A 17362-nucleotide genomic window follows, 5' to 3' on the forward strand; every position below is an offset into this window, starting at 1 on the left:
GAAGTTCTTCAGCTGGGCGTTCAAGAACGGCGAGAAGGCAGCCGACAGCCTCGACTACATCTCGCTGCCGGCAACGGTCGAGACGGAAATCCGCAAGCAGTGGAAGACGAAGGTGACGGACGCATCGGGCAAGCCGGTCGCCGCAGAGTAAGCCATCCAGCGGTTCGCTGCCCGGCCGTGCCGGTCGGGCAGTGCGTGCGGTAAGGCCGGGCGTTACGGCGCCCGGCGATCCAGAACAGGCGCCCATGTCTGATATTTCCTATACGTCCTCCCGGTCCGCCGACGCCGCGTCGCAACGCGCGCCGAGCCGTCTCGGCGACGTTCTGTTCGGCGGCCTCGCACGGCTTGCCGCGATCGTGACCCTGCTGCTGCTGGGCGGGATCATCGTTTCCCTGATCATTGCGTCGATGCCGACCATCCAGAAGTTCGGCATCGCCTTCCTGTGGCAATCCGAGTGGGATCCGAACTCGGATATCTACGGCGCACTCGTGCCGATCTACGGCACGATCGTGACGTCGATCATCGCACTCGTCATCGCGGTGCCGGTCAGCTTCGGCATCGCGCTGTTCCTCACCGAACTGTCGCCCGTGTGGCTGCGCCGCCCGCTCGGCATCGCGATCGAGCTGCTCGCCGCGATCCCGTCGATCGTGTACGGCATGTGGGGCCTGCTCGTGTTCGCGCCGATCTTCGCCGAATACTTCCAGAAGCCGATCGGCCGTCTCCTCAAGGACGTGTGGGTGCTCGGTCCGCTGACGGCCGGCGCACCGATCGGCATCGGCATCCTCGCGGCCGGCGTGATCCTCGCGATCATGATCATCCCGTACATCGCGTCGGTGATGCGCGACGTGTTCGAAGTCACGCCCGTGCTGCTGAAGGAATCGGCGTACGGGATCGGCTGCACGACCTGGGAAGTGATGTGGAAGGTCGTGCTGCCCTATACGAAGACCGGCGTGATCGGCGGCGTGATGCTCGGCCTCGGCCGCGCGCTCGGCGAAACGATGGCCGTGACCTTCGTGATCGGCAACACGAACCTGCTCGACAGCGTGTCGCTGTTCGCGCCGGGCAACAGCATCACGTCGGCGCTCGCGAACGAATTCGCGGAAGCGCAGCCGGGCCTGCATACGTCCGCGCTGATGGAGCTGGGCCTGATCCTGTTCGTGATCACGTTCATCGTGCTGTCCATCTCCAAACTGCTGCTGCTTCGTCTCGAGAAGGGAGAGGGCAAGAAATGAGCGAGCCCATCATGAATTTCCCGGGGCCGAACGGCGCCGTGCTCGACGCGATGCGCAATCGCCTGCAGCGCAAGCGCAAGGTGACCAACGCGATCGCGCTGACCGCGTCGCTCGGCGCGATGGCATTCGGCCTGCTGTGGCTCGTGTGGATTCTCTACACGACGGTGCATCTCGGTATCGGCGGCCTGTCGCTGCAGCTGTTCACCGAATCGACGCCGGCACCGAACACGGAAGGCGGCGGCCTGGCGAACGCGATCGTCGGCAGCCTGCTGCTGTGCGGTTTCGGCACGCTGGTCGGCACGCCGATCGGCATCCTCGCGGGCGTCTATCTCGCCGAATACGGCCAGAAGAACCTGCTGGCGAGCACGATCCGCTTCATCAACGACATCCTGCTGTCGGCGCCGTCGATCGTCATCGGCCTGTTCGTGTACGCGATCGTCGTCGCGAAGTCGGGGCGCTTCTCGGGCTGGGCCGGCGTGATCGCGCTCGCGCTGCTGCAGATTCCGATCGTGATCCGCACGACCGAGAACATGCTGAAGCTCGTGCCGAACGCGCTGCGCGAAGCAGCCGTCGCGCTCGGCACGCCGAAGTGGCGCATGGTGCTGAAGATCACGCTGCGCGCGTCGGTCGGCGGGATCGTGACGGGCGTGCTGCTCGCGGTCGCGCGGATCGCCGGCGAAACGGCGCCGCTGCTGTTCACGGCACTGTCGAACCAGTTCTTCTCGTGGGACATGAGCCAGCCGATGGCGAACCTGCCCGTCACGATCTACAAGTTCGCGATGAGCCCGTTCGCGGAATGGCAGTCGCTCGCATGGGCGGGCGTGTTCCTGATCACGCTTGGGGTGCTCGGACTCAACATCCTGGCGCGCTCGATCTTCTCGAAAAAGTAACGGCGGAGCAATCCGATGAATATGGCAGAGAGCCACCTGAATCCCGTCGAGCGCACCGCTGCGCCCGCCGGCACGCAAGACGCGGCGCATGGCCGTCCGCTGGCGCCGCTGAACGCGAAGATCGAGGTCAACAACCTCAACTTCTTCTACAACAAGTTCCACGCGCTGAAGAACATCAACCTGCGCATTCCCGAAGGGAAGGTGACGGCGTTCATCGGCCCGTCGGGCTGCGGCAAGTCGACGCTCCTGCGCACCTTCAACAAGATGTACGCGCTTTATCCGGAGCAGCGCGCCGAAGGCGAAATCCTGATGGACGGCGAGAACCTGCTGACCACCAAGCGCGACATCTCGCTGCTGCGCGCGCGGATCGGCATGGTGTTCCAGAAGCCGACCCCGTTCCCGATGTCGATCTACGACAACATCGCGTTCGGCGTGAAGATGTTCGAGAAGCTCACGCGTTCGGAGATGGACGACCGCGTCGAGTGGGCGCTGACGAAGGCCGCGCTGTGGAACGAAGTGAAGGACAAGCTGAACCAGAGCGGTTACGGGCTGTCCGGCGGCCAGCAGCAGCGTCTGTGCATCGCGCGCGGCATCGCGATCCGTCCGGAAGTGCTGCTGCTCGACGAACCGTGCTCGGCGCTCGACCCGATCTCGACGGGCCGCATCGAGGAGCTGATCGCGGAGCTGAAGAGCGACTACACGGTCGTGATCGTCACGCACAACATGCAGCAGGCCGCGCGCTGCTCGGACTTCACGGCCTACATGTACCTGGGCGAGCTGATCGAATTCGGCGAAACCGAAAAGATCTTCATCAAGCCGGTGCGCAAGGAAACGGAAGACTACATCACCGGCCGTTTCGGCTGATGACGGAGAATCACAACCATGTCGGATAAACATCTGTCGAGCCAGTTCGACGCGGACCTGAATGCCGTGTCGTCGAAAGTGCTGGAAATGGGCGGGCTCGTGGAGTCGCAGATCGTCGGCGCGATGCATGCGCTGAACGAATTCGACCGCGAGACGGCCGAGAAGGTGATCGCGGCCGAGGAAACGCTGAACGCGATGGAAGTCGACATCGACCAGGAATGCGGCAACATCATCGCGCGGAGGCAGCCTGCCGCGCGCGACCTGCGTCTTCTGATGTCGATTTCGAAAACGATTACGAACCTCGAGCGCGCCGGCGACGAGGCCGAGAAGATCGCGAAGCGCGTGCGCCGCCTGGTCGACGAGCCGGCCGCGCGCACGGTGAACATCGCCGAGATCAAGGTGTCGGGCGAGATGGCCGTGACGATCCTGCGCCGCGCGCTCGACGCGTTCGCGCGCCTCGACACGGTGGCGGCCGCGCAGATCGTCAAGGACGACAAGGAAATCGACCTGGAATTCCGCGCGTTCGTGCGCAAGCTCGTGTCGTACATGCAGGAAGATCCGCGCACGATCTCGGTCGGCCTCGAGTACCTGTTCATCGCGAAGGCGATCGAACGGATCGGCGACCACGCGAAGAACATCGCCGAATTCATCATCTACATCGTGAAGGGCACCGACGTGCGGCACCAGCCGCGCGACACGCTCGATCGCGAAGCCAACAGTTAATCGACTCCGTACAGGAAGAACAGAGGTGCCGATGCCCAGCAACATTCTCGTCGTTGAAGATGAGCCCGCGATTTCCGAACTGATCTCGGTGAATCTCCAGCATGCCGGTCACTGCCCGATCCGCGCGTACAACGCGGAGCAGGCGCAGAACCTGATCAGCGACGTGCTGCCCGATCTCGTGCTGCTCGACTGGATGCTGCCGGGCAAGTCCGGCATCGCGTTCGCGCGCGACCTGCGCAACAACGAACGGACCAAGCACATCCCGATCATCATGCTGACCGCGCGCGGCGACGAGCAGGACAAGGTGCTCGGCCTCGAGATCGGCGCGGACGACTACGTGACGAAGCCGTTCTCGCCGAAGGAACTGATGGCACGCATCAAGGCCGTGCTGCGCCGCCGCGCGCCGCAGCTGACCGAGGATGTCGTGTCGATCAACGGGCTGCGCCTCGATCCGGCCACGCATCGGGTCGCCGCGCACGGCGACGGCAGCGAGATCAAGCTCGATCTCGGCCCGACCGAATTCCGCCTGCTGCATTTCTTCATGACGCATCCGGAGCGCGTGCACAGCCGCACGCAACTGCTCGACCAGGTCTGGGGCGATCACGTGTTCGTCGAGGAGCGCACCGTCGACGTCCACATCAAACGATTGCGCGCGGCCTTGAAACCGGCCGGCTGCGATGCGATGATCGAGACCGTGCGCGGCAGCGGCTACCGGCTCGCCAAGCACGCGTAACGTATCCGGACATGCCGTGTGCCACGGCATGCCGTTCATTCTTTCGGGCGCTGAATCATGAACATCATCTGGGCGCGCTTTCTCGTGTCGCTCGTGCTGCTCGTGCTGATCAGCGTATTGGTCGGCGTATTCGCCGGCCCGGTCGCGGGCTTCGGGTTCGCGGCCGTGATGCTGGTCGCGCAGGGCTTCTTCAGCACCTTCCATACGCAACGCCTGTGGCGTCTGCTCGATGCGCCCGTCTACGGCGAGGTGCCGAGCGCACCGGGCATCTGGGGTGAAATCTACTACCGGCTGCACAAGCTCGCGAAGCAGTGGCATGCACAGGTGCGGCAGGTCGAGCAGCAGCATTCGCGTTTCATCCAGGCGATCCAGGCATCGCCGAACGGCGTCGCGATGCTCGACGACCATGACCAGATCGAGTGGTGCAACGCGATCGCCGAGGTGCACTTCGGCCTCGATGCGAAGCGCGACCTGCGCCAGCACATCACGAACCTGGTGCGTCATCCGGAGTTCGTCCGTTACCTGAACGCGCAGCATTACGACGAGACGCTCGTGATGCGCGGGATGGGCGACTCGCGGCAGAACGTGCTGGAAGTGCAGGTGTTTCCGTACGGCGAGAACCGCAAGCTGCTGCTGACGCAGGACATCACGGAGCTCGAGCGGACCGACGCGATGCGGCGCGACTTCGTCGCGAACGTGTCGCACGAACTGAAGACGCCGCTCACCGTGCTGTCGGGCTTCCTCGAGACGATGCGCGAACTGCCGCTGAACGAGGAAGATCGTGCGCGCTATCTCGAGATGATGGAGCAGCAGGCGTCGCGGATGCGGCACATCGTCACCGATCTGCTGGTGCTCGCGAAGCTCGAGGGCGAAAGCAAGCCGCCGATGGATCACGCGATCGACATGCGCGCCGTGTTCGACCATCTGAAGGAGGATGCGCAGACCCTGTCGAACGGGCATCACGAGATCGCGTTCACGATCGACGAGACGCTCGGCGTCACGGGCGCGCAGACCGAAGTGTTCAGTGCGTTCGCGAATCTCGTGACCAACGCGATCCGCTATACGCCGGACGGCGGCAAGATCCTGGTGTCGTGGCGGCGCGAGGGCGCGCAGGGCGTGTTCTCCGTCACCGACAGCGGCTTCGGCATTCCGGCCGCCGACCTGCCGCGGCTGACCGAGCGCTTCTACCGCGTCGACCGCAGCCGCTCGCGCGATACCGGCGGCACGGGGCTCGGCCTCGCGATCGTCAAGCACGTGCTGCAGCGGCACGACTCGCACCTGTACGTGCAGAGCGAGGAAGGGCGCGGCAGCACGTTCACCGCGCGCTTCCCGGGCTCGCGGATCATCGCGATCCGGCCGGCCACGTTCGAAGCATGAGCGCGTAACGCGAATCGGGCGCCTCACGTCGGCACCCCGGTGGAAACAAAAAAGCACAGCCCGAGGGCTGTGCTTTTTTGCTTGTTGCGCGGCACGCGACACCGCGCGCCGTGTGTCTACGAACAGAACTTCGCGAGCAGCCCGAGCTGCGCGTTGCGGATCGTCTTGCCCGCGCGCCGCCGGCGGTAGTGGCCGTCGCTGAGCATCTGCCAGGCCGACTGGTTGTCGCCGAGGCAGACCGACAGCCCTTCGGCGATCACGCGCCGCTTCAGCTTGCGCTCGCGGATCGGGAACGCGACTTCGACGCGGCGGAACAGGTTGCGGTCCATCCAGTCGGCGCTCGACAGATAGACGTCCTCGGCGCCGCCCGCGTGGAAATAGTAGATGCGGTGGTGTTCGAGGAAGCGCCCGACGATCGAGCGCACCGTGATGTTCTCCGACAGCCCCGGCACGCCCGGCTTCAGCGCGCACACGCCGCGCACGATCAGGTCGACCTTCACGCCGGCCTGCGACGCTTCGTACAGCGCGGCGATCACCGACGGCTCCAGCAGCGCGTTCATCTTCGCGACGATGCGTGCGCGCTTGCCGGCGCGCGCGTTGTCGATCTCCGCGCGGATCGATTCGATGATGCGCGGATGCAGCGTGAACGGCGACTGCCACAGCTCGTGCAGCGTGAGCTCGCCGCCGATCCCGGTCAGCTGCTGGAAGACGTGGTGGACGTCCTCGCAGATCTTCTGGTCGGCCGTCATCAGCCCGAAGTCGGTGTAGAGGCGGGCGGTGCGCGGGTGATAGTTGCCGGTGCCGAGGTGCACGTAGCGGCGCAGCGACGCCTTGCCGTTCTGCACGACGCGCCGCACGATCAGCATCATCTTCGCGTGGCACTTGTGGCCGACCACGCCGTACACGACGTGCGCGCCGACGGCTTCGAGCTGCGACGCCCAGTTGATGTTGGTTTCCTCGTCGAAGCGCGCGAGCAGCTCGACGACGACGGTCACTTCCTTGCCGTTGCGCGCGGCTTCCATCAGCGCGTCCATCAGCGGCGAATCGGTGCCGGTGCGGTAGATCGTCTGCTTGATCGCGACGACGCTCGGGTCCTTCGCTGCTTGCTGCAGCAGTTCGAGCACCGGCTGGAAGCTTTCGTACGGGTGGTGCAGCAGGATGTCGCCGTCGTCGATCGCGTCGAACATCGTCGGCGCGCTGACGATCGCGGGCGGGATCGATGCGGCGAACGGCGCGAACTTCAGGTCGGGGCGGTCGACGAGATCGGGGATCTGCATCAGCCGCACGAGGTTCACGGAGCCGGCCACGCGATAGCAGTCCTTGTCGCCGAGCAGGCTTTCCTCGAGCAGGCGGCGCACGATATGCGGCGGCGTGTCGGCCGACACCTCGAGCCGCACCGCGTTGCCGAGGTGGCGTGCGGGCAGTTCGCCCTGCAGCGCGACGCGCAGGTTGGTGATTTCGTCCTCGTCGACGAACAGCTCGCTGTTGCGTGTGATGCGGAACTGGTTGCAGCTCTTCACGACCAGTTGCGGGAACAGCTCGCCGACGAAGCGCTGCATGAACGAACTGAGCAGCACGAAGCCGTGCTCGAAGCCCGACAGCGCCTGCGGCATGCGCACGACGCGCGGCAGCGCGCGCGGCGCCTGCACGATGCCCATCACCGCCTGGCGGCCGAACGCGTCGCGGCCTTCGAGCTCGACGACGAAGTTCAGGCTCTTGTTCAGCACGCGCGGGAACGGGTGCGCGGGATCGAGGCCGATCGGCGTCAGCACCGGCAGCAGTTCGTCGAGGAAGTAGCGGCGCGCCCATTCGAGCTGCGCGTCGTTCCACGTGTCGCTCGCGTGGAAGTAGATGCCTTCCTGTTCGAGCGCCGGCAGCACGGTTTCGTGCAGCATCGTGTACTGGCGGTGCACGAGCCGTTGCGCGCGCTCGACGACGAGATCGTAAGCGTGCTGCAGCGACATGCCGTCGGGCGTCAGCGCGCCGGGGTTGTCGCGGATCTGTTCCTGAAGGCCGGCCATCCGGACTTCGAAAAATTCGTCGAGATTGCTGCTGGTGATGCAGATGAAGCGCAGTCGCTCGAGCAATGGAATCTGCGGGTCTGCCGCCTGGGCCAGCACGCGCTCGTTGAAACCGAGGATGCCGAGTTCACGATTGAGAAGCGGATAACGGACGGACATCGGCAGAGTAGGGGGTGATTCGGGCGATGATTCGAAAGGACGCTCGGAAACTCTCACGGTACGATGACGTGCTGATGACAATGGTTTATTTATATCGGGAAATTCTACGCCGGAACCGTTTCGTCTCATAAATGTTTCGGCTATATACAATCTACCGGTGTACATGCCCGTGAAGCGTGGCAATGGCAAGCGTTCCACGCTTAAAATATCGCCTTTGATTGATCGCCCCGCGCGCACCGGACCGGCTGCCGCGGGCGAACGCGCACGGAGCCCCCTTTCTGATGGTTACCTCTCCCCACTTGCTGGCTGCCGTGGACCTCGGCTCGAACAGCTTCCGGCTGATCGTCGGACGCGTCGAGGAGACGTCGGCGGGCAGCCAGATCTATCCCGTCGATGCGCTGCGCGAGCCGGTTCGACTGGCCGCGGGCCTGTCGAGCGACAAGATGCTCGATCGCGCGTCGCAGGAACGTGGCTGGGAGGCGCTCAAGCGGTTCGGCGAGCGCCTGCGCGATTTCCATCCCGATCATGTGCGCGCGGTGGCGACCAACACGCTGCGCGTCGCGAAGAACGCGGGCGAATTTCTCGGCGAGGCCGAAGCGGCGCTCGGTTTTCCGATCGAAGTGATCGCGGGCCGCGAAGAGGCGCGCCTGATCTATGCGGGTGCCGCGCATTCGGTGCCGGCGAGCGCCGGCAAGCGGCTCGTCGTCGACATCGGCGGCGGTTCGACCGAATTCATCATCGGCTCGCACTACACGCCGATCGTGATGGAGAGTCTCTATATCGGCTGCGTGAGCCATAGCCGGGCGTTCTTCCCTGCCGGCAACGTCGACGAATACACGATGCGGCAGGCCGAACTCGCGGCCAAGCGCGAGATCCAGATCATTTCCAGCGAGTACAAGAAGGCCGGATGGGACCAGGCGATCGGTTCGTCCGGTACCGCGCGTGCGCTCGCGGAACTCGTCGAGGCGAACGGCTTCAACGACGCGGGCATCACGCACGGCATTTCGCGCGGCGGGCTCGAACGCCTGAAGCGCGCGCTGATCAAGTCCGAGAACGTGAACCGGCTGAAGCTGATCGCGCTGAAGCCCGATCGCGTGCCGGTGCTCGCCGGCGGCCTCGCGATCATGCTCGCGGTCTTCGAGGAACTGGGTGTCGACTACGTCGATACCACCGACGGCGCGCTGCGTCTCGGCGTGCTGTACGACCTGCTCGGCCGGACCCAGCACGAGGACATGCGCGCGGTGACCGTCGAGGGCTTCACGCGCCGCTACGGTGTTGATCGCGCGCAGGCCGAGCGCATCGGCGCGCTCGCGGTGCGGTTCTACGACGAGCTCGACGAATCCGACGACGAGACGCGCGAGGAAGGCCGGATGTTCCTCGGCTGGGCCGCCGCGTTGCACGAGATCGGCCTGTCGATCTCGCACAGTTCGTATCACAAGCATTCCGCGTATATCGCGAGCAATGCCGACATGCCGGGTTTCTCGCGCACCGACCAGGCGCGCCTTGCCGCGCTCGTGCTCGGGCATGCGGGCAAGCTCGGCAAGCTGTCGCAGGCGCGCGACGTCGAATGGCCGCTGCTGTTCTGCCTGCGGCTCGCGGCGCTGCTGTGCCGGCGCCGGACCGATGCCGGGCTGCCGGACATTTCCGTGTCGCAGATGAAGAAGGGCGGGTATGAAGTGCGCCTGCCGAGCGCATGGGTCGAGCAGAACCCGCTGACCGACTACAGCCTCAGCCAGGAAGCGGCCGAGTGGGAGAAGGTCGGCATTCCGTACCGCGTGGTTTATACGGGCGCGTAACGCGCCCGCACGACGGCGGCGCGCTCGCGCCGCCCGGCTCGCGTTACGACGCGCTCAGTCCGAGCACACGATCGCGGTCAGGAACGGGAACGCCTGCTTGACGGTGGCGTCGCTGCCGGCATTGCGAACGGCCTGTTCGACGGCACTCTTCGTGCCGCGTACCACGACGCCGTACGCCCATTTGCCAATCGGCGTGCCGTCGCCGGGCTGGAAGATCGGATCGTTCGCCTGGTAGCCGAGCACGACATAGACGCCGAAGCCGTAGGCGGTCAGCGGATGGTTCGTGCGGAATGCGTTCACCGAATTCGCTTCGACGTGCATCGGCTCCGACTGGATGTCGCCCGCCGCGAGCAGCGGCGCGACGAACTTGTGGCCGTTCGAATGGCAGTCGAGCGCGTCGTCGAGCGACTTGGCCGACGCGGCGCCGGACGCGCCGAGGGTGCCGAGTGCGAGCAGCGCGCCGAGCAGGGCGATCTTGAAAACGTGGTTTTTCATGCGCGATTGCGGGTTGGTCGCGGACATTATCGCGTGTTCCCGCAAGTTTCGTGCGCGGGCTGCGGACGGCGCGGCAGCCGGTGGTGGGCACAGGTGGCGGACCAAACGAAAAAGGGCTGCAAGCGCGATGGCTTGCAACCCTTATCGTGTATATCGTGGTCGGAGCGATAGGATTCGAACCTACGACCCTCTGATCCCAAATCAGATGCGCTACCAGGCTGCGCTACGCTCCGACGAGCCAAAGATTCTATCGCCTAATCGAGGGCCGGGTCAACTACGTTATGCATACGACGTGCATGATCACGAACGGGTCACGATTGGCGACAATGCGGAGGGGACAATTCGCGTAACGATCGTCCGGGCCGCGTGTGCGGCCGGATCATTCGTCGAAGCATGGAGAGACATCATGATGAACCTGATCCTGTGGCGCCACGCCGAAGCCGAGGACTACGCGGCAAACGATCTCGCGCGCCAATTGACGGCCCGCGGGCGCAAGGAAGCGCAGGCCATGGCCAAATGGCTGCGCAGCCGGCTCGAGTCGAACAGCGTGATCCTGGCGAGCCCGGCGGCGCGCACCGTGCAGACCGTCGAGGCGCTGACCGACCAGTACCGGACCATCGATGCGCTCGCGCCCGGCGGCAGCGTCGACGACGTGCTGGCGGCTGCCGGCTGGCCCGACGGCATCGCACCGACGGTCGTGATCGTCGGACACCAGCCGACGCTCGGCAGCGTCGCGGCGCAGCTGATCGCCGGCAATGACGACAGCTGGAGCGTCAAGAAGGGCGGTATCGTGTGGCTCGCGAGCCGCACGCGCGACGGCAGCCGTCAGGCCGTGCTGCGCGCGGTATTGACGCCGGACCTGGTCTGAAGGGGTTTGAAGGCATTGGTCATACGGTTTCGCAAGCTTTCTGCTAAAGTCAATTCGGCGACACGTCATTGAAAGGACACGGTCGTGCCACAGAACGGTAACGACCGGTTACTACATTGGCTGGCATGTCGTCCTATTCCTTACGACCAGGAAAGCCTAATGCGAGAACTGCCGACGCCTACGCTCCCTTTTGCCTCGCTTCCCCTCGACACCACGCGGCGTCACCTGCCGCGCGCTGCTGAAACCGTCACATCCGAGTACCGTCTGCGTGCCGCCTGGGCGCGCACGGAAGACGAACTGCGCGAGGCCCAGCGCCTGCGCTATACCGTGTTCGCCGAAGAGATGGGCGCGCAGGTCAGCGGTCCGTCCGGTCTCGACGTCGATCCGTTCGATGCCTACTGCGACCACCTGCTGGTGCGCGATCTCGACACACTGAAGGTGGTCGGCACGTACCGCGTGCTGCCGCCGCACGAGGCCGCGCGGGTCGGCCGTCTGTATGCCGAAGGCGAATTCGACCTGTCGCGCCTCACGCACCTGCGCGGCAAGATGGTCGAGGTCGGCCGCTCGTGCGTGCACAGCGACTACCGCAGCGGCGCCGTGATCATGGCGCTGTGGGGCGGTCTCGGCGCGTACATGATGCAGAACGGCTATGAGACGATGCTCGGCTGCGCGAGCGTGTCGATGGCCGACGGCGGCCACTATGCGGCGAACCTGTATCAGTCGCTGCCGGCCAATTCGCTGACGGCGCCGGAATACCGTGCGTTCCCGCATACGGCGCTGCCGGTCGACGAACTGCAGACGGGCACCGTCGTTGCACCGCCGCCGCTGATCAAGGGCTATCTGCGTCTCGGTGCGAAGATTTGCGGCGCGCCGGCGTGGGATCCCGACTTCAACTGCGCGGACTTCCTGACGCTGTTCCGTCTGTCCGACATCAACGCCCGCTACGCCCGGCACTTCCTGGGCTGAGCCATCGCGGATCGCGGCGCGCTGCCCGGGCGCGCACGCAAGCGAACGCCGTCGCGCGGCAGTCTGCCACGCGACGGCGTTCGGTCATTCCGCGGAAGTTGGTTTATCCGGCCCTGTTAATTTGATGGATATGCGCTGCCCCCCGTGCAGGCGGGCGCACGTTCGGGGTGGGCCGCGCAGGCGGCGACCCGGACGACTGGGCGGGCGTGTCTAGTGCTTGCGCCGCCAGTCGAGCAGGTGGTGTTCGGCCATCCAGTGATGGATCATCCCTTCGCCGTCGTGCTTGCGCTTGTATTCGCGCGATTCGAAATAGGACAGGGCGACGAGCACCATCAGACCGATGAACAGGCCGATCAGGCCAGCGATCTCTTCAGACGACATGGCAGCCTCCTTTCAACGGCACAGCGCCATGGCTACATAGTAGGACACCCGCGGGACGACCCCTAACCCGGAATTCCGCTAGACTCGGCGCGGTCCTGGCGCGCGATGGGCGCGCCGTTTTCCGGAGCCTTCCCGATGACCCGTTTCATGCTGGCCGTGCTGGCCGCGTCCATTCTCGCCGGCTGTTCCAGCGATCCCCGTCAGGCCCGTCGCGGCCACCCGCCGCAAGATCCGGCCGATTATCACGGCGTGCCGACCGACATGACGCCGCCGTCGATGCTCGGCGAGCCGGCGCCGTCGGCGCCCGCGCCCACACCGGCGCAGTAACGGCCGGTCCGCGCGCCCGTCAGGCGCCGGCCGCGGGTGCGTCGGCGCCGATGCGCCGCATCAGCGCCGGCAGGTAGCGTGCGAGCGTCGCGCCGCGCGCGACCATGAACAGCAGCAACGCGAACCACAGCCCGTGATTGCCGAACGGGCCGACGGCCGCCAGCGTCGCGGCAATGAAGATCGCGAACGACGCGACCATCGCGCGCATCAGCGAGTGCGTCTGCGTCGCGCCGATGAACACCCCGTCCAGCAGGAACCCCCACACGGACACGATCGGCGAAACCGCCGCCCACGGCAGGTATTGCAGCGCGACCGCGCGGATCTCGGCCTGGTCGGTCAGCCGCGCGACGATCCAGCCGCCGGCCGCCCAGTAGACCAGCGCGAACAGCAGCGCGCCGAGCGCGGACCACAGCAGCGTGATGCGCACGGCCAGCCGAAAGCCGGCGCGGTCGCGCGCGCCGGCCGCGGCGCCGACGAGCGCCTCGGCCGCGTGCGCGAAGCCGTCGAGCCCGTACGCCATGAAGGTCTGGAAATTCAGCAGCAATGCGTTGGCCGCGAGCGTCGCGTCGCCTTGTTTGGCGCCGAGGTGCGCGAACCAGCCGAACGCGCCGAGCAGGCACAGCGTGCGCAGGAAGATGTCGCGATTGAGCGCGATCAGCCGCTTGAGCGCCGCACGGTCCGCCAGCGCCCGCGCGGCCAGCGGCGCGAGACCGCGCGGCCGCAACTGCCACAGCATCCAGGCGCCGAGCGCGAAGCCGCATGCGTCGGCGGTCGCGGTCGCCGCGCCGATCCCCGCGATGCCCCAGCCGAAGCCGTACACGAAGAGCAGCACGGCACCGATGTTCACCGCGTTGATGAAGACTTGCGCGACGAGCGCGAGCCGCACGCGCTGCATGCCGAGCAGGTAGCCGAGCACGACGTAGTTCGCGAGCGCGAACGGCGCGCTCCAGATCCGTGCGTGGCTATAGGCCAGCGCCGTCGTGCGGACGGCCTCGCTGCCGCCCAGCGCGGTCAGCGCGAACGACAGCAGCGGCACCTGCAGCGCGAGCACGGCGGCGCCGAGCGCGAACGCGACGATCAGCGCGCGCAGCACGTTCAGCCGGATGCCGGCCGCGTCGCCGGCGCCGTGCGCCTGCGCGACGAGGCCGGTCGTGCCCATGCGCAGGAAGCCGAAGCCCCAGAACACGAAGTTGAAGAACAGCCCGCCGAGCGCGACGCCGCCGAGGTATTGCGCGCCGTCGAGGTGGCCGGCGACGGCCGTGTCGACCGCGCCGAGGATCGGCTGGGTCAGGTTCGCCAGGACGATCGGGAAGGCGAGCGCGAGGACGCGCCGGTGCGAGACGGTGGCCGACCCTGCGCCGGCTCCGTTCGGTAATGCGGATTCGGACATCACGGACGCGTCAGGCGCGTTCCTGCACGCAGACCCACGGCGACACGACGACCGCCCACAGCTCCGGATTGCGCGCCGCGAAGTCGGCGGCGGTTTCCGCCGGCATGCGCGCGACGAGGCCGGACGACAGCCAGCGCGTGACCTGTTCCGCGTCGTCGCCGGCGATCGCTTCCGCGACGCTGACGAGATCGAGATCGCGCGCGACCGACAGCAGCTTGCCCTGCGCGAAGAAGCGCTCGAGATCGCACCAGTCGATCTTGGCGGTTTCGCCGAGGAGTTTGGCGTAAAGCGGGCTGTGCGACGCGCCCGCGGCGGATTCGTGTTGGTGGGAGGACATCGGTTGTGTGCCGGAAAGACTGCGTGGCGCCACTATAAACCATCCGGGCGGCCGGCCACCCGGCGCGGCCGCGCCCGGTTCACGCATCGCGCAGCGCGCGGCGCACGATCTTGCCGGTCGCCGTCATCGGCAGGCCGTCGACGAACGCGATCGCGCGCGGGTACTCGTGTGCGGCCAGGCGCGTGCGCACATGCGCCTGCAACGCCTGGACGAGTGCGTCGTCGCCGACATGGCCCGGATTCAGCACCACGAACGCCTTGACGATCTCGGTGCGCGTCGGGTCGGGCACGCCGACGACGGCCGCCATCCGCACCGCCGGATGCGTGAGCAGGCAGTCCTCGATCGGCCCCGGGCCGATCCGGTAGCCGGCGCTCGTGATCACGTCGTCGTCGCGGCCGACGAAGCGCACGAAACCGTCGGCGTCGATCATGCCGGTGTCGCCGGTGAGCAGGTAGTCGCCCGCGAACTTGTCGCGCGTCGAGGCCGGATTGCGCCAGTATTCGATGAACATCACCGGGTCCGGGCGGCGCACCGCGATGTGCCCCTCGACGCCGGGCGGCAGCGGCGTGCCGTGCGCGTCGACGATCGCGACCGCGTGGCCGGGCACGGCCTTGCCGATCGCACCGGGCTGCGCATCGAACAGCGCCGCGCACGACGACAGCACCATGTTGCATTCGGTCTGTCCGTAGAACTCGTTGATCGTCACGCCGAGCGCGTCGCGTCCCCAGGCCGTCAGCTCGGTGCCGAGCGACTCTCCGCCGCTCGCGACCGATTTCAGCGCCAGCGCGTGGCGCTCGCGCGGCGCCGGCACCGCGCGCATCAGCTTCAGCGCGGTCGGCGGCAGGAACGCGTGGGTCACGCCGTGCCGCGCCATCAGCGCGAACGCGGCTTCGCCGTCGAACTTCTCGAAGCGGCGCGCGAGCACGGGCACGCCGTGGTGCCATGACGGCAGCAGCACGTCGAGCAGCCCGCCGATCCACGCCCAGTCGGCGGGCGTCCAGAACAGGCGTGCGTCGCGCGGGAAGCATTGCTGCGACATCTCGACGCCCGGCAGGTGACCCAGCAGCACGCGATGCGCATGCAGCGCGCCTTTCGGCTTGCCGGTCGTCCCGGACGTGTAGATGATCACCGCCGGGTCGTCGGCGGCGGTGTCGGCCGGCACGAAATCGGGCGATTCGGCGGCGAGTGCGGTGTCGAAGCGCAGCACGCCCGGCGCGTCGGGCGCATCGTCGCCGATGCAGTAGCAGGTGCGCAGCGCCGGCAGTTGCGCGCGCAGCGGCGCGATCTTCGCGTAACCGGCCGCGTCGGTGACGAGCGCGGCGGCTTCGCTGTTCGCGAGCCGGTATTCGAGCGCGTCGGCGCCGAACAGCGTGAACAGCGGCACCGCGATCGCGCCGAGCTTGTAGGCGGCGAGATGGGCGATCGCCGTTTCGGGACCCTGCGCGAGGAAGATCGCGATCCGGTCGCCGCGTTGCAATCCCGCACGCGCAAAGCTGTTCGCGAGCCGGTTAGAAGCATTCCTCAGGTCGTCGAACGTGATGCGCGAGACGTCGCCTTGCGCCGTTTCGTGGATCAGCGCGAGCCGTCCGCTGCCGTCGGCCCACTTGTCGCAGACGTCCACGCCGATGTTGTAGCGGGCCGGAACGTCCCACCGGAAGCGGGAGAGCAGGTCGTCGTAGCGGTCGGCGGCGGGCAGCATCGCGAGTCTCCTTGGCGTCGAGCGTCGGCATCGGTCGATGGATTACATCGGCATTTCACGCGACCGAAACCACAATGGCGTCTGATAGATAGGGAATGTGCGGACTCGTGCAACGGGTGCGGCTCAGTGCACGATTCCGCAATGACGCATAAGATCACGACAAAACAGTGATGTGACCATGGATTTGCTTTTGATAGCTGCGGGGTTCAGCCTGTTCGGAATCGGTGCGCTGGTGGTGTTCGCCAGCCGGGTCGATCCGTTGTCCGGCCGGTTCACCGGCCGTCTGCGCAAGCGCTGACACAACCTTCCCGATTTTCTTCGCGACGACATGCGATGCATGCCGGCATCGCGTGTCGTCCCCCTTCGACGGTGGCGCGCTCAGCGCGCCGGCAGGTAGCGTGCCGGATCGATCGAGCGGCCGCCGTAACGCACTTCGAAGTGCAGCGCGGTGCGATCGCTGTCGCTGTTGCCCATCTCCGCGATCGTCTGCCCCTGCGTGACCGACTGACCTTCCTTCACGAGCAGCGCGCGGTTGTGCGCATAGGCCGTCAGGTAATCGGCGTTGTGCTTGAGGATGATCAGGTTGCCGTAGCCGCGCAATCCGTTGCCCGCATAGACGACGGTGCCCGGCGCGGCGGCCAGCACCGGCGTGCCCGCGGAATTCGCGATATCGATGCCCTTGGATTTCGAGCCGTCGAAGGTGCGCACCACGTTGCCGGCGGCCGGCCAGATCAGCGCGATGCTGGTGGCCGGCTTGACGGCCGATTCGACCGGCGCGGAAGGCGCGGGACGGCTGCGGCCCGCACTGCCGGTGCCGGTGGTCGACGCGGTCGTCGTGCCGGGCGGCGGCGCGACGCGCAGCACCTGGCCGACCTCGATCGCGTCGGGGTTCGTGATCTGGTTCCAGCGCACGATGTTGGCCGTCGACGTGCGATTCTCGCGCGCGATCTTGTAGAGCGTGTCGCCGCGCTCGACGCGGTAGTAACCCGGGCCGACCGGGGCGGAGCCGCACGCGACGAGCAGCGCGGCGCAGGCGGCCGCGAAGAGCCGCTTCGTTGTTGTTCCGATCATTGAACCTCGCAAAACCCTGCCGCGCGCGACGCG

General features: G+C 66.6%; 17 protein-coding genes, 1 tRNA gene and 1 pseudogene. 11 read left to right on the forward strand and 8 right to left on the reverse strand.

Going from position 1 to position 17362, the window contains the following annotated elements; genetic code table 11:
* The 7 genes and pseudogenes from U5771_RS28675 to phoR all read left to right on the forward strand — a co-directional run.
* Positions 1-151 (forward strand): annotated as a pseudogene (locus U5771_RS28675) (phosphate ABC transporter substrate-binding protein PstS); the annotation flags it as partial.
* Positions 152-245: 94 nt separating this feature from the next.
* On the forward strand, positions 246-1232 hold the full coding sequence (gene pstC / locus U5771_RS28680) for a phosphate ABC transporter permease PstC (RefSeq protein ID WP_322027096.1): 987 nt from the start codon (positions 246-248) through the stop codon (positions 1230-1232).
* Positions 1229-2122, forward strand: a complete 894-nt coding sequence (gene pstA, locus U5771_RS28685; RefSeq protein WP_322027097.1) for a phosphate ABC transporter permease PstA — start codon at positions 1229-1231, stop codon at positions 2120-2122. The genes pstC and pstA overlap by 4 nt, the downstream gene beginning before the upstream one ends.
* Before the next feature lie 15 nt (positions 2123-2137).
* Positions 2138-2986, forward strand: a complete 849-nt coding sequence (gene pstB / locus U5771_RS28690) for a phosphate ABC transporter ATP-binding protein PstB (protein WP_057927907.1) — start codon at positions 2138-2140, stop codon at positions 2984-2986.
* A gap of 18 nt (positions 2987-3004) precedes the next feature.
* Positions 3005-3709, forward strand: coding sequence for a phosphate signaling complex protein PhoU (gene phoU, locus U5771_RS28695; RefSeq protein WP_309287262.1), 705 nt, complete (start codon positions 3005-3007; stop codon positions 3707-3709).
* A gap of 31 nt (positions 3710-3740) precedes the next feature.
* Positions 3741-4442 carry a phosphate regulon transcriptional regulator PhoB gene (gene phoB, locus U5771_RS28700; protein WP_006750313.1) on the forward strand — a complete coding sequence of 234 codons (702 nt, stop codon included), beginning with the start codon at positions 3741-3743 and terminating at the stop codon, positions 4440-4442.
* 57 nt (positions 4443-4499) lie between these two features.
* Positions 4500-5819 (forward strand): phosphate regulon sensor histidine kinase PhoR, encoded by a 1320-nt coding sequence (gene phoR, locus U5771_RS28705; protein ID WP_322027098.1) that lies wholly within the window; start codon positions 4500-4502, stop codon positions 5817-5819.
* 116 nt (positions 5820-5935) lie between these two features.
* Here phoR and ppk1 read toward each other — a convergent pair whose 3' ends face one another.
* Positions 5936-7999: a polyphosphate kinase 1 gene (gene ppk1 / locus U5771_RS28710; RefSeq protein ID WP_322027099.1), complete on the reverse strand. Its 2064-nt coding sequence runs from the start codon at positions 7997-7999 to the stop codon at positions 5936-5938.
* 281 nt (positions 8000-8280) lie between these two features.
* On the opposite strand from ppk1, the gene ppx reads away from it, so the two are divergent.
* Positions 8281-9795 (forward strand): exopolyphosphatase, encoded by a 1515-nt coding sequence (gene ppx / locus U5771_RS28715; protein ID WP_322027100.1) that lies wholly within the window; start codon positions 8281-8283, stop codon positions 9793-9795.
* Between the two features lie 54 nt (positions 9796-9849).
* On the opposite strand, the gene U5771_RS28720 is transcribed toward ppx, so the two are convergent.
* Positions 9850-10290, reverse strand: coding sequence for a hypothetical protein (locus tag U5771_RS28720; RefSeq protein WP_322027101.1), 441 nt, complete (start codon positions 10288-10290; stop codon positions 9850-9852).
* 156 nt (positions 10291-10446) lie between these two features.
* A tRNA-Pro gene (locus U5771_RS28725) sits at positions 10447-10523 on the reverse strand.
* 173 nt (positions 10524-10696) lie between these two features.
* On the opposite strand from U5771_RS28725, the gene sixA reads away from it, so the two are divergent.
* On the forward strand, positions 10697-11158 hold the full coding sequence (gene sixA, locus U5771_RS28730; RefSeq protein WP_322027102.1) for a phosphohistidine phosphatase SixA: 462 nt from the start codon (positions 10697-10699) through the stop codon (positions 11156-11158).
* A gap of 159 nt (positions 11159-11317) precedes the next feature.
* Positions 11318-12124, forward strand: coding sequence for a GNAT family N-acetyltransferase (locus tag U5771_RS28735; RefSeq protein ID WP_257775169.1), 807 nt, complete (start codon positions 11318-11320; stop codon positions 12122-12124).
* A 210-nt stretch (positions 12125-12334) separates the two neighbouring features.
* Here the strand turns inward: U5771_RS28735 and U5771_RS28740 are convergent, their stop codons facing one another.
* Positions 12335-12505, reverse strand: coding sequence for a hypothetical protein (locus U5771_RS28740; protein ID WP_322027103.1), 171 nt, complete (start codon positions 12503-12505; stop codon positions 12335-12337).
* Between the two features lie 135 nt (positions 12506-12640).
* Here U5771_RS28740 and U5771_RS28745 point away from each other — a divergent pair, with 135 nt between their 5' ends.
* Positions 12641-12832, forward strand: a complete 192-nt coding sequence (locus U5771_RS28745; RefSeq protein ID WP_322027104.1) for a hypothetical protein — start codon at positions 12641-12643, stop codon at positions 12830-12832.
* Between the two features lie 19 nt (positions 12833-12851).
* On the opposite strand, the gene U5771_RS28750 is transcribed toward U5771_RS28745, so the two are convergent.
* The 4 genes from U5771_RS28750 to U5771_RS28765 all read right to left on the reverse strand — a co-directional run bounded on the left by U5771_RS28750 (position 12852) and on the right by U5771_RS28765 (position 17329).
* Entirely contained in the window at positions 12852-14222 is a 1371-nt protein-coding gene (locus tag U5771_RS28750) for an MATE family efflux transporter (protein WP_322027105.1), read from the reverse strand.
* Positions 14223-14232: 10 nt separating this feature from the next.
* Complete coding sequence (locus tag U5771_RS28755; RefSeq protein ID WP_124501004.1) at positions 14233-14559, reverse strand: DUF2288 domain-containing protein; 327 nt, start codon at positions 14557-14559, stop codon at positions 14233-14235.
* A 79-nt stretch (positions 14560-14638) separates the two neighbouring features.
* Positions 14639-16258, reverse strand: coding sequence for an acyl-CoA synthetase (locus U5771_RS28760; RefSeq protein ID WP_322027106.1), 1620 nt, complete (start codon positions 16256-16258; stop codon positions 14639-14641).
* Positions 16259-16636: 378 nt separating this feature from the next.
* On the reverse strand, positions 16637-17329 hold the full coding sequence (locus U5771_RS28765) for a peptidoglycan DD-metalloendopeptidase family protein (protein WP_322027107.1): 693 nt from the start codon (positions 17327-17329) through the stop codon (positions 16637-16639).
* Positions 17330-17362 lie beyond the last annotated feature (33 nt).

Source organism: Burkholderia sp. BCC1977 (assembly GCF_905339595.1).
GTDB lineage: Bacteria > Pseudomonadota > Gammaproteobacteria > Burkholderiales > Burkholderiaceae > Burkholderia.

What these genes read in the sequence shown, in the direction of transcription:
- pstC (WP_322027096.1), top strand. Translation starts at nt 246, where the DNA reads ATGTCTGATATTTCCTATACGTCCTCCCGGTCCGCCGACGCCGCGTCG.
- pstA (WP_322027097.1), top strand. Translation starts at nt 1,229, where the DNA reads ATGAGCGAGCCCATCATGAATTTCCCGGGGCCGAACGGCGCCGTGCTC.
- pstB (WP_057927907.1), top strand. Translation starts at nt 2,138, where the DNA reads ATGAATATGGCAGAGAGCCACCTGAATCCCGTCGAGCGCACCGCTGCG.
- phoU (WP_309287262.1), top strand. Translation starts at nt 3,005, where the DNA reads ATGTCGGATAAACATCTGTCGAGCCAGTTCGACGCGGACCTGAATGCC.
- phoB (WP_006750313.1), top strand. Translation starts at nt 3,741, where the DNA reads ATGCCCAGCAACATTCTCGTCGTTGAAGATGAGCCCGCGATTTCCGAA.
- phoR (WP_322027098.1), top strand. Translation starts at nt 4,500, where the DNA reads ATGAACATCATCTGGGCGCGCTTTCTCGTGTCGCTCGTGCTGCTCGTG.
- ppk1 (WP_322027099.1), bottom strand. Translation starts at nt 7,999, where the DNA reads ATGTCCGTCCGTTATCCGCTTCTCAATCGTGAACTCGGCATCCTCGGT.
- ppx (WP_322027100.1), top strand. Translation starts at nt 8,281, where the DNA reads ATGGTTACCTCTCCCCACTTGCTGGCTGCCGTGGACCTCGGCTCGAAC.
- U5771_RS28720 (WP_322027101.1), bottom strand. Translation starts at nt 10,290, where the DNA reads ATGAAAAACCACGTTTTCAAGATCGCCCTGCTCGGCGCGCTGCTCGCA.
- sixA (WP_322027102.1), top strand. Translation starts at nt 10,697, where the DNA reads ATGATGAACCTGATCCTGTGGCGCCACGCCGAAGCCGAGGACTACGCG.
- U5771_RS28735 (WP_257775169.1), top strand. Translation starts at nt 11,318, where the DNA reads ATGCGAGAACTGCCGACGCCTACGCTCCCTTTTGCCTCGCTTCCCCTC.
- U5771_RS28740 (WP_322027103.1), bottom strand. Translation starts at nt 12,505, where the DNA reads ATGTCGTCTGAAGAGATCGCTGGCCTGATCGGCCTGTTCATCGGTCTG.
- U5771_RS28745 (WP_322027104.1), top strand. Translation starts at nt 12,641, where the DNA reads ATGACCCGTTTCATGCTGGCCGTGCTGGCCGCGTCCATTCTCGCCGGC.
- U5771_RS28750 (WP_322027105.1), bottom strand. Translation starts at nt 14,222, where the DNA reads ATGTCCGAATCCGCATTACCGAACGGAGCCGGCGCAGGGTCGGCCACC.
- U5771_RS28755 (WP_124501004.1), bottom strand. Translation starts at nt 14,559, where the DNA reads ATGTCCTCCCACCAACACGAATCCGCCGCGGGCGCGTCGCACAGCCCG.
- U5771_RS28760 (WP_322027106.1), bottom strand. Translation starts at nt 16,258, where the DNA reads ATGCTGCCCGCCGCCGACCGCTACGACGACCTGCTCTCCCGCTTCCGG.
- U5771_RS28765 (WP_322027107.1), bottom strand. Translation starts at nt 17,329, where the DNA reads ATGATCGGAACAACAACGAAGCGGCTCTTCGCGGCCGCCTGCGCCGCG.